We start from the raw sequence: 1,332 nt of genomic DNA, 5'->3' as shown, positions 1-1,332 counted from the left end.
CAGGCGCCCACCGTCGAAAGCAGCGGTGATCTTCTTGCGGCCAACGGCTGGAAACGGGAAGGTGGCAGGTGTATCGTCCGGCATGGCGAGTGTGGCACAGGGCAATTGGTGGCAGGGATTAGTCTCAACAACCAAATCCTACGCTGCTTCAAGTGCTTAAGCTACACTCGCCAGCCTTCATCAACCTTCCCATGCATAAGAACGGCTAACCCTGCCCTTGTTCGCTGAGTGCTCCGCGTCATGGGATGTGATCGGAAGGTTTAACGGCGTGGGCTCGTCTGAAGGTAGGCAGCCCACGCCACCATCACGGCCAGGGACAGCATCCGGATCGGCGCACAGAACGTCAACAAGACCGGCTTGTAGATTAGAAGCGCCCGGTGTGTGGTAAGATATCTCTGCGGGGCTTAGCCTTGCCGTGAGCATGTCCTTGTTCGCGTAGAGATCGCCTGCCAACACTTTGTGGAGGCTGTCATGAGAATTCTCCTTCCCGCCGTGGCCGTGATCGCCGCCCTTAGTCCAGCAACGGCTCAGACGGGACAATCACACAGCACCGCTTCTGATCATGCGATTTACCTGAACTTTCAGGACATGAAGTGGGACAGGGCCAACCCGGAGCTTGGGGCTGGTTCCCCGGAGATCACGATCTTGCATGTCGATCAGATAACCGGCGCAACCAAGCTCATGATTAAGGTGCCGCAGAACTTCCACGTCCCAAAGCACTGGCACACGGCCAACGAGACCCACACCGTCGTGTCTGGCACGTTCATTATGAACCACGACGGAAAGCGGGAGGAGCTTGGGCCTGGGGCGTTCAACTACGTCCCGAGCAAGCTGGTCCATGAAGCATGGACCAAACCTGATGAGGGAACCCTGCTCTTCATCACGGTTGATGGACCGTGGGATGTGAACTGGGTCGAGGGACCTCCGAGGGGGCCAAACAATTAGGGTGACAGGCCAGAACCGGTTGAGGTGCCAATAACCCAGCTTTCGACGGGATGGCGGAAGCCTGATGAGGAGCGCTGTCCTGCTGAGCTTGTACTCGCTATCCAGGAGATGCCGTGATGACCGACACGACCGTCACAAAAGTCAGCAGCGCCCATTCGCCGACCGGCGACCAAGGTCAGGTCTCTCTCGCTTCAGGCAAGCGGATGTCGATGCGGCTCTGGCGCGATGAGGAACCGACCGAGGACAAGCCCTTGGCTAAGTGTCTGGATGCGAGACCTCCTTGGCATGAGCGATGACCTGGAGGGCTGGCGGCAACGCGTCTGCATCGGGTGGCTTGTAGCGGCGGTTGGCGAGCTTCGGCTCGGCAGCCAGGCGGCTTCGCACAAC

At 59.0% G+C, this 1,332-nt stretch carries 1 protein-coding gene and 1 pseudogene; one reads left to right on the top strand and one right to left on the bottom strand.

Features of this window, described 5'->3' with window-relative positions; genetic code table 11:
- Positions 1–471: 471 nt before the first annotated feature.
- On the top strand, positions 472–945 hold the full coding sequence (locus tag FS320_RS43470; protein ID WP_152718663.1) for a cupin domain-containing protein: 474 nt from the start codon (positions 472–474) through the stop codon (positions 943–945).
- Positions 946–1,200: 255 nt separating this feature from the next.
- On the opposite strand, the pseudogene FS320_RS51350 reads toward FS320_RS43470, so the two are convergent.
- Positions 1,201–1,332: pseudogene (locus FS320_RS51350) on the bottom strand (IS481 family transposase); the annotation flags it as partial.

Source organism: Microvirga tunisiensis (assembly GCF_009296175.1).
Classification (GTDB): domain Bacteria; phylum Pseudomonadota; class Alphaproteobacteria; order Rhizobiales; family Beijerinckiaceae; genus Microvirga; species Microvirga tunisiensis.
This window is presented reverse-complemented; position numbering and strand designations above follow the sequence as displayed.

Excerpts from the sequence above, each read along its gene's own strand:
- FS320_RS43470 (WP_152718663.1), top strand. The coding sequence starts at position 472 with ATGAGAATTCTCCTTCCCGCCGTGGCCGTGATCGCCGCCCTTAGTCCA.